Below are 12163 nucleotides of genomic sequence, written 5' to 3'. Positions count from 1 at the left end.
ATAAGGGTTGCCTAACTACCCTCTCGCCAGGCCCGCCACAGTCGTGAGTACCGGCCGCCCAGAGCCACCAGTTCCTCGTGTGTGCCCTGCTCCACGACGCGTCCCGCGTCCAGCACGGCGATCCGGTCGGCGGCCATCGCCTGGGTCAGCCGGTGCGCCACGAACAGCGTCGTACGGCCCGCGCAGGCGGCCAGTACGGCCCGCTCCAGCTCGGCGGCGCCCTCGCTGCCGGCCTCCGCGGTCGACTCGTCGAGCACCACCACCGGCGCCCGGCCCAGCACCAGCCGGGCCAGGGCGATCTGGGCGACCTTGGTGACGTCCAGGCGCTCACCGCCCTCGCCGACCAGGGTGTTCAGCCCCTCGGGCAGCGCGTCGACCCAGCCGTCGGCGCCGACCGTGCGCAGGGCGGCCGTCAGTTCGGCGTCGGTCGCCTCCGGCGCGGCCAGCCGCAGATCCTCGGCGAGCGGACCGGAGAACACATGCGTCTCCTGCGTCAGGATGCTCACCAGGGCCCGCGCCCCGGCCTCGTCCAGGTCGGCGAGATCGGTGGGCCCGACCCGCACCGACCCGGCTTCCGGGGTCCCTATGCCGGCGATCAGCGCGGCCAGGGTCGTCTTGCCCGCGCCCGTCGCCCCCACCAGGGCGAGCGAACCACCGGCGGGGATGTCCAGGTCGACATCCCGCAGCACCGGATCCTCGGAGCCGGGGTAACGGAACGTCAGCCCCCGCACCGCCACCGGGTACGAACCGGCCTGCGCCGCCGGGACGGACTCGTCGCCCACCAGGCGCTCCTCGGCGGCCTCCCCCAGCACCCCGACCAGACGGGTCAGGCTCGCGCCCGACTTCTGCGCCTCGTCGAAGGTGAACATGATGGCGCCCAGCGGCGTGAACAGCCGGTGGAACAGCAGCGGAGCCGCCGACACCTCGCCCAGGCTGGCGGCGTCGGCCTCCAGCAGGGCGTACCCCACGACGAGGATCAGGACGAGACCGATGAACTCGGCGCGGTTCTCGCGGCCGACGAACCGGCCGAAGAACCGGAACACCTCGATGCCGAGGTCGCGCACCCGCCACGACTCGCTGGTGACCTTCTCCCGGAAGGCGCCCTCGAGGCGGTACGCCCGGACCGTGTCGATGCCGTTCAGACCGCTGATGAACGCCTGCGCCCGGTCGGCCTGGGCCACCCGCTGCTTCCGGTAGAGCGGCGCGGACCGGGGCAGATACCAGCGCAGGGCCAGGGCGTACGCGGGCAGCGCGCCGGCGCCCGCCAGGCCGAGCCGCCAGTCGAGACCGAACATGCCGAGGGTGGCGATGACGACCAGCACGCCCGCCGAGAACACGGTGGGCACGGCCGTGCGGATGCCCTTGGACAGCACGGCCACGTCGTCACCGACGCGGGAGAGCACGTCTCCCCGGCCGACCTGCTCGATCCGGGCGCTCGGCATTCCGAGCACCGCCCGGACGGCGCCTTCGCGCAGCCGGGCGAGCAGATCCGCGCCCAGCCGCCCGATCAGGTAGGTCGAGACCGCGGTGGCCGCCGCGCCGAGCAGCGCGGCGGCACCGATCAGCACCCCGATCGTGACCAGGATCGATCGTTCCTCGCCCCCGACGACCCCGTCGACCACCCGGCCGAGCAGGAGCACCGGGAGCACCTGGAGCGCCGCCCCCGCGACCGTGGTGAGCACGGTGGCGGCCGTCAGCCAGGGCATCTCACGGCAGTGCGCCGTGACCCATCGGGTGGCTTCGCGTCCGGTCGTCGTGCGCAGGGTCGCCGGGGCGAGGCGCGTTGCGGTGGTGCTCACTTACTGATCGACCGACTTGACGAGCTCGTCGATCGCGTAGGGCATGGACAGCAGGGTGCCCTGGGAGATGGCCGCGCCGACCGCGGGCCCTTCACTGTCCAGCAGGTACGACACGTTGCCCTTCTTCACGGCGTCCAGGTTGGCGAAGAGCTTGAACTTCTTCAGCGCCTCGGTGTCGGCCTTGTCGTTGATGACGAAGATGTGGTCGACGTCGACCAGGTCGACGCGCTCCGGCGAGAGCGTGGTGTAGAAGCTGCCGCCCGCGATCTTGTCGATCTCGGTCTGGTACTTGTAGCCGATGCCCGTGACGAGTCGTCCGCGCACGTCGGTGGAGGTGAACGGCGCCACCGAGTCCTTGTACCAGGACAGCACGACGGTGGTTTCCTTCCCGAGCTCGGGGTGCGCCTTCTTGGCCGAGTCGAGCTTGCCCTGGATGTCCTGGACCATCTTCTCGCCCTCCTCGGCCTTGCCGAGGGCCTTGGCGATGTGGAGCGCGTTGTCCTGCCAGGGGGCGCTGAAGGGCTCCTTCTCGGCCTTGGTGCGCGCCACCGTCGGGGCGATCCTGGACAGCTTGTCGTAGGCGGCCTTGTCGATCTCGGAGTAGACCGCGACGATCAGGTCCGGGCGCAGGGCGGCGATCTTCTCGTAGTTGGGGCCGGTGTCGCCGTTCTTCATGACGACCTCGGGCTTGGTGGCGCCCCACTTGTCCTTCACCCAGGGCCACTGGGTGTTGATGTCAGGGCTCTTGCCCGGGGGGTTCGGGTACTGGTCGACCATGCCGACGGGCTTGATGCCGAAGGCCAGGACGGTCTGGTCGTCGGTGTAGCCGACGGAGACGACCCGCTTGGGCGCCTGGTCGACTGTCGTGGATCCGAAGGCGTGCTCCACGGTCACCGGGAAGGCACCGGCCGCCGCGGCCTGCGTGCCGTCGTTCTGCTGGTCCGTCTTGTCCGCCGAGTCGGAACCGCATCCCGCGAGGAGACCGACGCCGAGGGTGGCGGCGGTCAGTATCGCCGCCATGCGCCGCAAGGGCCTTCTGAGCGTCGTTCGATGGAGGAGCATCCAAAACCCCTTGCTTTCGCGCTAGTTCACTGCACCCTCGCCTAAGGGCAGGCAAACCTTACCGCGAGCGAGTGAGGCTAGCCTAGCCTTACTTCTCCGCCTTTATCAGGATGTGTCCAACTGGACATGCGTGCGACCGATCGGGACGATGAGCGGCCGGTCCCCCACCGGATCGTCGATGACCTGGGCGCGCAGCCCGAACGCCTCGTGCAGCAGCTCGGCGGTGATCACATCGCGCGGGTGACCCTGCGCCAGGATCGAACCCTCCCTCATCACCACCAGGTTGTCGCTGTAGCGCGTGGCCAGGTTGAGATCGTGCAGCACCATGACGACGGTGCAGCCCGACTCGTGCAGGTCGTCCACCAGGTCCAGGACGTCGATCGCGTGCGCCAGATCCAGATAGGTCGTCGGCTCGTCCAGCAGCAGCAGATCGGTGCCCTGAGCCAGCGTCATCGAGATCCAGACGCGCTGGCGCTGCCCGCCGGACAGCGCGTCGACCGGGCGGTCCGCCAGATCGGACACGCCCGTCATGGCGAGCGCGCGTTCCACCACCTCGGCGTCGTCCGAGGACCATTGCCGCAGCCAGCTCTGGTGCGGATGGCGGCCCCTGGCGACCAGGTCGGCCACCGTCAGCCCCTCCGGCGCGACCGGCGCCTGCGGCAGCAGGCCGAGCTTCTTCGCCACGTCCCGGGTCCTGAGCCGGCCGATGTCCTCGCCGTCCAGGACGACGGTTCCCCCGGTCGGCTTGAGCAGCCGCGACAGCGTCTTCAACAGGGTCGACTTGCCGCAGCCGTTGGGGCCGATGATCGTGGTGACCACCCCGGGCGGTATCGCCACGTCGAGTTCGTCGATGACGACCCGGCCGCCGTACCCGACCGTGACGCCCTTGGCTGCCAGCCGCGAGGAATCATCGATCCCGGCCTTCGTCCGGTTGATGGACTGTGCGACCACAAGCCCCCCTTACTTAGGTATGCCTGACTCTTGTACACCTATCTACGGTTCGCCCGCACCAGCAGATAGACGAGGAAGGGGCCGCCGATCGCGGCGGTGACCACACCGACCGGGAGCGAGACCGGCAGTGCCGTGCGCGCGACCAGGTCCGAGCCGATCAGCAGCAACGCGCCCACGAGGCCCGAGGCCACCATCGGCGGTGTCGGGCACCTCGCCAGACGCATCGCCACCTGCGGCGCCACCAGCGCGACGAAGGGGACCGGGCCCGCCGCGCTCACCGCCACACCGGCCAGCAGGACGGCGCACAGCAGCAGGACCGCCCGTACCGCCGTGTACCGGACGCCCAGGCCGGCGGCGACCTCGTCGCCGAAGTGCATCGGCTTGAACTGGAACGCGACGAAGGACACCACGACGAGGAGGACGAGCGAGCACCAGAGCGCCACCCAGACCTCGTCCCACGCGCGGTCCTCCAGCGAACCGACGAGCCACGCCTGGGCCTTGGCCACGTCCCTGATGTCGGCCGTGACGAGCAGCCAGGTCGTGATCGCCTCCATCACGGCGCTCACGGAGATGCCGATGAGGATGAGCCGGAAGCCGTCGATACCGCGCCGCCAGGCCAGGAAGTACACCAGCAGGCCCGTACCGAGCCCGCCCGCGAGCGCCGCGGCGGACAGGCCCACGGAGTTGACGATCGCGGCGGCGGTACCGCCCGACACGGTGACCAGGAACACCGCGACCGCGCTGGCGCCCGTGGTGATGCCCAGAACGTCCGGGCTGGCCAGGGGATTGCGGGCGATGGACTGCGTGATCGCCCCGGAGACCCCCAGCGCGATGCCCACGACGAGCCCGGCCAGGGCGCGCGGCATCCGCAGGTCCATGATCACGAACTGGTCGACCCGCTCGCCCCGCCCGAGGATCGTCGCGATCACCCGCGACAGGCTGATGGGGAAGTCCCCGACGCCGACGGACAGACAGAACACCAGGAAGGTCGCCGTCGCCAGCAGCAGCGTCACGCAGAGGATCCAGGGCCGCCAGACGAACGACACACGGCCGAGCCGCACGCCCGGCATCACCGACGGCTTCACATCTGTCACGTTCATGCTTTCCTGAACTTTCCGCGCCACACCAGTACCGCGAAGAACGGGGCGCCGAGGAGCGCCACGAGGACGCCCGCGTCCAACTCGCCCGGCCGCACCACCAGTCGGCCCACGATGTCGCAGACCAGCAGGACGACGGCCCCGAGCAGACCGGCGTACGGCACCAGCCAGCGGTAGTCCGGCCCGGTCAGGTACCGGGCCACGTGGGCCACCATGAGCCCGAGGAACGCGATGGGCCCGCAGGCCGCCGTCGCGGCGCCCGCCAGCAGGGTGATGGCGGCGATGCCGACGGTCCGGCTCAGCGCGATGTTCACGCCCAGTCCCCGCGCCACGTCGTCACCCAGGTTCAGCAGGTTCAGGGAAGGCAGCGTGGTGAGAGCCAGTACGAGGCCGGCGGCGATGAAGGCGGTGACCGGCCAGATGACGTCGTATCCCACCCCGTTCAGGGAGCCCGAGTTCCAGAACCGCAGGGCGTTCAGGGCCTGCTGGTCCGAGAGCGCGACCGCCGTGGTCATCGCCGCCAGGAACACCGTGACCCCTTGTCCGGCCAGGGCGAGCGTCAGCGGGTTGCCGGCGCCCCGGCCGATGCTCGCCAGCCCGAACACGACGACACCGGCGATCCCCGCCCCGAGGAAGGCGAACCAGACGTACTGGAACGGGTTGCCGAACCCGAACACGGAGATCGCCACCACGACCGCGAACGAGGCTCCGGAGTTCACGCCCAGCAGGCCCGTGTCGGCGATCGGGTTGCGTGTGTATCCCTGGATCAACGCCCCGCCGACGCCCAGGGCGATGCCCGCCACGACCCCGAGAACCGTCCGGGGCACCCGCACGGTCTGCACGATGAGCCGGATCTCGGTGAGCCGCTGGTCGGACTCCGGGGCCGCGAACAGCCCGTGCCACACGTCTGTGGGACTCAACGCGCGTGCGCCGACGGCCAACGACAGCACCGTGGCGATCACCAGGAGCGCCACGAGGGTGCCCAGACCCACGACCCGCCGCCGACGGGCCTTCGAAGAGCCCCTGGGCGCGGGGCGCTCCACTGCAGCAGTCGTGCCCATGTCGACGTACGTTATCCCTTGCGCGGTCGGCGACTTGATCCGGACCGTCGGGCGCCGCCCGGGGCGAAACCACGGGCGGCGCGCGACGGCAGGGGGTGAAAAGACCTGCCCGCTAACGGGCGGGGCTACCGGTGTCGTCGGCGAGCGTCCGGACGTCCTCGGCGGCAGGTGCGGGGCCACGGCCGAGGAGCGAGTCCAGGATCTCGCCCACCCTGATGGCCGTGTTGGAGAGCAGGGACGACGTGATGCCGTGCGTGTGCTCGGTGCCGCCCTGCAGGTAGATGCCGCAGCGCAGGTCGGGGTCGGTCGCGATGCGGTAGTCGCGCTCGACGCGCACGCGGCCCTCGTCGTCGCGGGCGCAGCGGTCGGCGACCTCGCCGAGCAGGCCGGTGGGGTCGGCCTGGCTGTAGCCGGTGGCGAAGACCACGACGTCCGCGTCCAGGTCGCTCTCCTCGCCGGTGACGAGGGACGTCACGGTGGCCCGGGCGCCGGCCGGCGTCTCCTTGACGCCGGTGAGCCTGGAGACGTTGAGGAAGCGCAGGCGCTCGGCGCCCAGGACCTTCTCCCGGTACGACTGCCGGTAGAGGTCGTCGATGAGGTCGATGTCCACCACGGAGTAGTTGGTGTTGCCGTGGTAGTCCATCAGCCGTCGCTTGACGCCCTCGGGTGCCGCGAAGTACTCGTCGACCGCCTGGGGGTCGAAGATCCGGTTGGCGAAGGCGCTGTCGTCGGCGGGGCTGTAGCCGTAGCGGGAGAAGACCGCGCAGACCTCGGCCTCGGGGAAGCGCCGGTGCAGGTAGGCGACGTTCTCGGCGGCGCTCTGTCCGGCGCCCACGACGACGAACCGGGAGGGTGACGTGCCCTCCAACTCGTCGACCTTCGCCAGCAGTTCGGAGTTGTGCCAGACGCGGTCGCCGCGCTCCACGCCCTCGGGCATGAGGGGGCGCAGCCCGGTGCCGATGACGAGGTTGCGGGCCCGGTGGACCTCGAGGCCCTCCCCCGACCGGACGGTCACGTCGAGGTACTCCACGACGCCGTCACGGGTCACGGGCGCGACACCGACGACCTCGTGGCCGTAGGAGACCATGTCGTCGACCTGGGACGCGGCCCACTCGAAGTAGTCGTGGAACTCCACGCGCAGCGGGAACAGGTTCTTGTGGTTGATGAAGTCGATCAGCCGGCCCTTGCTCTGCAGGTAGCAGAGGAAGCTGTACTCGCTCGACGGGTTCCGCAGCGTCACCAGGTCCTTGAGGAAGGAGACCTGCATGGTGGCGTCGTCGATGAGCATGCCGCGGTGCCAGCCGAAGCGGGGCTGCTGCTCGAAGAAGTGAGCGGTGACCGCCTCCTGCCTGCCGACGCGCGCGTTGTGCTCGCGGAGCGCGATAGCCATGGCCACATTGGACGGTCCGAAGCCGATGCCAATGAGGTCGTGGACCGGTTGTGCGTCACCAGGAAGAACCTGCGACATGTCACTCCCATCGTGCGGGGCAGCCGCGTGTCAGGTGTGGAGGGAACGAGAGGCGGGCATGCCAACGAAGCGGCACGCCACGGAACTTAGGTGAGCCTAAGCTAAACCCGCGAAGGTGTCGACAGGACAAAACGGACTGCCGCCGGACAGGGTTCCCTCAACTGCGGCACCATGGGCACCCGTTGCAGACTAAGGTAAGGCTTGCTTTACTTGCGTCGGCCATACCCTTGCTCTGAGGAGGAACCCCATGCGGGTCGTCATGTTCGGTTACCAGACCTGGGGGCATCGCACCCTGCAAGCCCTCCTGGAGTCCGAGCACGACGTCGTGCTGGTCGTGACGCACCCCAAGAGCGAGCACGCGTACGAGAAGATCTGGAGCGACTCGGTCGCCGACCTCGCCGAGGAGCACGGCGTACCCGTGCTGATCCGCAACCGCCCGGACGACGACGAGCTGTTCGAGCGCCTCAAGGAGGCGGACGCGGACATCATCGTCGCCAACAACTGGCGGACGTGGATCCCCCCGCGCATCTTCGGCCTGCCGCGCCACGGCACGCTGAACGTGCACGACTCGCTGCTGCCGAAGTACGCCGGCTTCTCCCCGCTGATCTGGGCCCTCATCAACGGCGAGCCCGAGGTGGGCGTCACGGCGCACATGATGAACGACGAGCTCGACGCCGGCGACATCGTCCGGCAGGAGGCGGTCCCGGTCGGTCCCACGGACACCGCCACCGACCTCTTCCACAAGACCGTCGACCTCATCGCCCCGGTCACCATCGGCGCGCTCGGCCTCATCGCCTCCGGGCAGACCGAGTTCACCAAGCAGGACCGCTCCCAGGCGTCCTTCTTCCACAAGCGCGCCGACGAGGACAGCCGCATCGACTGGACCTGGCCGGCCGAGGACCTGGAGCGCCTGGTCCGCGCCCAGTCCGAGCCGTACCCCAGCGCCTACACCTTCCACCGCGGCAAGCGGCTCGACGTCCTGGCCGCCTTCGTCTCCGAGGGCCGCTACGGCGGCACTCCCGGCCGCGTCTTCTACCGCGAGGGCGACGGCGTGGTGATCGTCGCCGGCGCCGACGCCCGCACCGGCCGCAACCAGGGCCTCGCCATCACCCGCGTACGCACCGAGGACGGCCGGGAGTTGCCCGCCGCCGAGTACTTCACCTCCATGGGCGGCTACCTCACCAACCGCCCCTGACGTGCCGGCCCCGGTACGGTCCCGGGGCCGGCCGCACATCGCCGCCGCACGGACTCCGGTCCGCGCGGCGGCGATCGCGTACCGGCGCCGTACGCGGTCCGAGTCCGGCTCCTGGTGTGCCGGTCACGCCCGCCAGGAGTAGCCGCGTTCCGGCCGTCCCGCGGCGCCGTACCGCAAGGCCACCTCCGCGCTGCCCGTGCTGTGGAAGTACTCCAGATAGCGGCGGGCGCTCACGCGGGAGATGCCGGTCAGGGCCGCGCACTCGGTCGCGGACAGGGTGTTGTCCGTCGCGCGCAGGGCCTGTTCGACCAGTTCGGCGGTCTCCACGCTCATGCCCTTGGGCAGGGTGGGGGCGGGGGCCGGGACGATCGCGCCGGCCAGGACGCGGTCCACGTCGGCCTGGCCCCGTACGACCGTCGTCAGCAGGCGGCCCCGCTGGGCTGCGTAGCGCTCCAGGCGGGGGCGCAGGTCCTCGAAGTCGAAGGGTTTGAGGAGGTAGTCGACGACGCCTCGGCGGACGGCGCCGCGGACCGTGCCGGCCTCCTGCGCGGCGCTGATGACCATGACGTCGCAGTCGTGGCCGGCGGTCCGCAGCCGGGGGATGACGTCGAGGCCGAACAGGTCGGGAAGGTACAGGTCGAGGAGAACGAGGTCGGGGCGCAGCTCCGCCACGGCCTCGATCGCCTGCTCGCCCGTGTGGGCCACGCCGACGACGCGGAACGGCTGGACGCGTTCGACGAACGTGCGGTGGACCCGGGCCACCATGAAGTCGTCGTCGACGACGAGGACGTCGATCGTGCCCGCCCCGCCGCGCGTTCCTGGGGTCATGGGGTCGCTCCTTCCGCCACCGTGCCGGTGAGCCGGCCGACGGTCATGCGTGCGGTGAACACCGCGCCGTCGGGGGTGTTGGACACCGAGATCTCTCCCCCGTGCCGTTCGCAGACCAGCTTGGTCAGGGCCAGTCCGATGCCGCGCTCGCCCTCGCGCGCGGCCTTGGTGGTGAAGCCGTGGGAGAACACCTCGCGGGCCAGTTCGGGAGCCACGCCGGGACCGGAGTCGCGTACCACGATCTCCACGCTGGAGGCGTCCTGCCGCAGCGCCACCTCGACCCACCGCTGCCCGTCGGGCGCGGCGGCGTCTACGGCGTTGTCGACCAGGTTGCCCACCACGGTCGCCACGTCGGCCGCGTCCTCCGGGGCCAGCCGTTCCAGTGCGGTGTCGTCGGAGATCCGCAGACTGACCTTCCGTTCGGCCGCGAGGGACGCCTTCGCCGTCAGCAGCGCGGCCACCGCCGTGTCCCGGACGCGGCGGCTGAGGGTGACGTCCAGGGACTGGCGGCGCTGGTTCAACGCGCGGATGTAGCGCACGACTTCGTCCTGCTCGCCGATCTGGATCAGCCCGGAGATGGTGTGCAGCTGGTTGGCGAACTCGTGCGCCTGTGCGCGCAGCAGCTCCGAGGAGCTGCGGAAGGATCCGATCTCCCGTTCCAGCCGGGCCAGTTCGGTGCGGTCGCGCAGGGTGGTGACGGAGCCGAGGAGCCGGCCGTCCTTGGTGACGGTCATCCGGTTCATCACCAGGACCCGGCCACGGCGTACGACGACCTCGTCCCGCTTGTCGGCGGTGGTTCCGGCCAGCACGTCGCGCAGCCGTCCGTCGATGCCCAGACCGTCCAGGCTCTGGCCCACGCACTCCTCGGGCAGATCGAGCAGGCGGCGGCCCATGTCGTTGACGAGGGTGAGCCGGTGCTGCGGGTCCAGGGCGATCACGCCCTCGGCGATCCCGTAGAGCATCGCCTCCCGGTGCTCGGCGAGCCCGGCGATCTCCCGTGGTTCCAGCCCGAGGGTCTGCCGTTTCACGCGCCGCGCGAGCAGCCAGGAGCCGGCCACACCGAGCCCGCTGGCGATGCCCAGATAGGCGAGCAGGTAGGAGGAGGCGCCGCTGAGCCGCTGCCACACCGTCGGATCGGCCTCGCCGACCATCACCGTGCCGAGGATCCGGCCGAGGTTCTCCTCGGTCGCCCCGAGGACGGGTACCTGGGCGGCCAGCTGGCGGTTGCCGTCCAGTGTCAGCTGTCCCGACCAGCCCCGCTCCCGGGTGGTGCCCGGCCCGAGCGGCAGCCGCTCGCCGACGACCGTGGGGTTGGTGGAACTGACGATCCGGCCGGCGGCGTCGGCCACCGTCACCGAGGTCACCCCGGACTGCGCCTGCGTCGAGTGCACCAGCGGGGCGAGCGTCTCCCCCGGTGCGGGACGCACCAGCTGGCTGCGCACCAGGGGGTTGGCGGCCAGCTGTTCGGCCAGCGCGCTCACCCGGCGTCCCTCGACCCGGGTGAAGGTGGCCTGCGACTGGGCGAGGGAGACCGCGGCGACCGCCAGCAGCACCACCACGACGATGGCGAGCTGGAGCACCAGCATCTCGCCCGCGAGCGAATGGCGACGAAAGGTGGCGACCACAACGAACTCAATCTTCTATGCCGACACAAGCGGGGCGGCTCAGGTGCCGAGTCGGACAATCATGACGCCCACCAGTGGAAATCGAAAGGGAGGTGCCATGAGAGGCCCGGCGCGCGCCTTTCTCGGCACCTTCGCCGTCCTGGCGCTGCTGGTGGTCTGCGGGTGCGGGGCGTGGCCGGGCGGCGACGCCGCGAACCTGCGGCTCATGGTGCCCAACACACCCGGTGGCGGCTACGACACCACGGCCCGCACCGCGGCCCGGGTGCTGGAGGAGACCGGGATCGCGTCGGACGTACAGGTGTTCAACCTGCCGGGTGCCGGTGGCACGGTGGGGCTGCAGCGCGTCGTCGACGAGAGGGGCAACGGCGAGCTCGCGCTGCAGATGGGTCTCGGAGTGGTGGGCGCGTCACACGCGGCGGGCTCGAAGGTGTCCGTCGCCGACACCACCCCGATCGCCCGACTGATCGAGGAGGCCGGCGCGGTCGTCGTCCGCGAGGACTCGCCGTACCGCACGATCGGTGCCCTGGTGGACGCCTGGCGCGAGGACCCCGGGCGCCTCAGGGTGGGCGGCGGCTCCTCCGCAGGCGGCCCCGATCATCTGCTGCCGATGGAGCTGGCACAGGCCGTCGGCATCGACCCGCGGAAGGTCGGTTACGTCCCGTACGACGGCGGCGGCGATCTGCTGCCCGCGCTGCTCGACGGCAGGGTCGACGTCGCCACCAGCGGGTTCGGCGAGTTCCTTGACCAGATACGCGGCGGCCGGCTGCGGGTCCTCGCCGTCACCGGTGAGCGGCCGGTCGGTGTCCTGCCCGGTGTCCCGACCCTGAGGTCCTCCGGGATCGACCTGGTCTTCGACAACTGGCGGGGCATCGTGGCCCCGCCCGGCATCAGCGACACCGAGCGGCGGCGCTGGGTCGACGCGCTGACGGAGCTGCACGGCTCCCGCCGGTGGCGGGCCGAACTCCGCCGGCACGGCTGGACCGACGTGTTCGCCACCGGCCGCGCCTTCGAGACCTTCCTCGCCCGGCAGGACGCACAGGTCGCCGGCCTCGTCCGCCGTCTGGTACCGGAGTGACG

At 70.8% G+C, this 12163-nt stretch carries 10 protein-coding genes; 2 read left to right on the top strand and 8 right to left on the bottom strand.

Annotation, left to right across the window (positions count from 1 at the left end; translation table 11 throughout):
• Nucleotides 1-11 precede the first annotated feature (11 nt).
• From OHU35_RS36905 to OHU35_RS36880, 6 genes are all read right to left on the bottom strand, one after another.
• Nucleotides 12-1799: an ABC transporter ATP-binding protein gene (locus OHU35_RS36905; RefSeq protein ID WP_405508390.1), complete on the bottom strand. Its 1788-nt coding sequence runs from the start codon at nt 1797-1799 to the stop codon at nt 12-14.
• Nucleotides 1800-2861: an iron-siderophore ABC transporter substrate-binding protein gene (locus OHU35_RS36900; protein ID WP_405508389.1), complete on the bottom strand. Its 1062-nt coding sequence runs from the start codon at nt 2859-2861 to the stop codon at nt 1800-1802.
• A 105-nt stretch (nt 2862-2966) separates the two neighbouring features.
• The gene (locus OHU35_RS36895; protein ID WP_189722604.1) at nt 2967-3812 is read right to left on the bottom strand and encodes an ABC transporter ATP-binding protein; all 846 of its coding nucleotides are present in this window, start codon (nt 3810-3812) and stop codon (nt 2967-2969) included.
• Between the two features lie 38 nt (nt 3813-3850).
• Complete coding sequence (locus OHU35_RS36890; RefSeq protein WP_189722605.1) at nt 3851-4912, bottom strand: iron chelate uptake ABC transporter family permease subunit; 1062 nt, start codon at nt 4910-4912, stop codon at nt 3851-3853.
• On the bottom strand, nt 4909-5970 hold the full coding sequence (locus tag OHU35_RS36885; RefSeq protein WP_405508387.1) for a FecCD family ABC transporter permease: 1062 nt from the start codon (nt 5968-5970) through the stop codon (nt 4909-4911). Before OHU35_RS36885 ends, OHU35_RS36890 begins: the two co-directional genes overlap by 4 nt.
• A 112-nt stretch (nt 5971-6082) precedes the next feature.
• The gene (locus tag OHU35_RS36880; protein WP_189722607.1) at nt 6083-7438 is read right to left on the bottom strand and encodes a lysine N(6)-hydroxylase/L-ornithine N(5)-oxygenase family protein; all 1356 of its coding nucleotides are present in this window, start codon (nt 7436-7438) and stop codon (nt 6083-6085) included.
• A 247-nt stretch (nt 7439-7685) separates the two neighbouring features.
• Here OHU35_RS36880 and OHU35_RS36875 point away from each other — a divergent pair, with 247 nt between their 5' ends.
• Complete coding sequence (locus OHU35_RS36875) at nt 7686-8633, top strand: methionyl-tRNA formyltransferase (protein WP_189722608.1); 948 nt, start codon at nt 7686-7688, stop codon at nt 8631-8633.
• 123 nt (nt 8634-8756) lie between these two features.
• Here the strand turns inward: OHU35_RS36875 and OHU35_RS36870 are convergent, their stop codons facing one another.
• Both OHU35_RS36870 and OHU35_RS36865 read right to left on the bottom strand, forming a co-directional pair.
• Nucleotides 8757-9461, bottom strand: coding sequence for a response regulator (locus tag OHU35_RS36870; RefSeq protein ID WP_189722609.1), 705 nt, complete (start codon nt 9459-9461; stop codon nt 8757-8759).
• A complete protein-coding gene (locus OHU35_RS36865) occupies nt 9458-11086 on the bottom strand; it encodes an ATP-binding protein (protein ID WP_359889738.1) in 1629 nt (542 codons plus the stop codon). Before OHU35_RS36865 ends, OHU35_RS36870 begins: the two co-directional genes overlap by 4 nt.
• Before the next feature lie 97 nt (nt 11087-11183).
• On the opposite strand from OHU35_RS36865, the gene OHU35_RS36860 reads away from it, so the two are divergent.
• Nucleotides 11184-12161 carry a tripartite tricarboxylate transporter substrate binding protein gene (locus tag OHU35_RS36860; protein WP_189722611.1) on the top strand — a complete coding sequence of 326 codons (978 nt, stop codon included), beginning with the start codon at nt 11184-11186 and terminating at the stop codon, nt 12159-12161.
• Nucleotides 12162-12163: the final 2 nt, after the last annotated feature.

Source organism: Streptomyces purpurascens (assembly GCF_045040895.1).
In the GTDB taxonomy this organism is placed as follows: domain Bacteria; phylum Actinomycetota; class Actinomycetes; order Streptomycetales; family Streptomycetaceae; genus Streptomyces; species Streptomyces purpurascens.
This window is presented reverse-complemented; position numbering and strand designations above follow the sequence as displayed.